The sequence below is a fragment of the Curtobacterium sp. MCBA15_005 genome (assembly GCF_001864855.1).
In the GTDB taxonomy this organism is placed as follows: Bacteria; Actinomycetota; Actinomycetes; order Actinomycetales; family Microbacteriaceae; genus Curtobacterium; species Curtobacterium flaccumfaciens.
In genome coordinates this window covers 987-1,431 of sequence record NZ_MJGL01000030.1, presented here as the reverse complement: position 1 = coordinate 1,431, position 445 = coordinate 987, and the positions used below count along the sequence as shown (strand labels likewise).

1 protein-coding gene is annotated in these 445 nt (G+C 67.9%); it reads left to right on the top strand.

Translation table 11 applies throughout. The annotated features are described in order from the left end of the window. Nucleotides 1-445 (top strand): substrate-binding domain-containing protein (locus BIU89_RS12075; protein WP_139179057.1); only part of this gene is annotated, 445 nt, incomplete at both ends.

Sequence of the window (445 nt, the reverse complement as noted above, 5' to 3'; positions counted from 1 at the left end):
TTCGACAACGAGAAGGTCGGCGTCGACCAGGCGAACAGCCTGCTCACCGGCCTGGGTGTGCTCGACGCGGACGGCAAGAAGACCGGCGAGAAGGGCCCCTTCAACATCGAGGTCTTCGCCGGCTCGCTCGACGACAACAACGCCGGGTTCTTCTTCAACGGCGCCATGAAGACGCTCAAGCCGTACCTCGAGGACGGCACCCTGAAGATCCAGTCCGGCCAGGACCAGCTGTCCCAGGCCGCGACGCAGCAGTGGGACCCGGCCACGGCCAAGGCCCGCATGCAGAACCTGATCGCCAAGTCCTACTCGGGCGGCACCACGCTCGACGGCGTGCTCTCGCCGTACGACGGCATCTCGATCGGCATCATCTCGGCGCTCCAGGGCGCCGGGTACGGCACGAGCGACCGTCCGCTCCCGACCGTCACGGGCCAGGACGCCGAGGCTG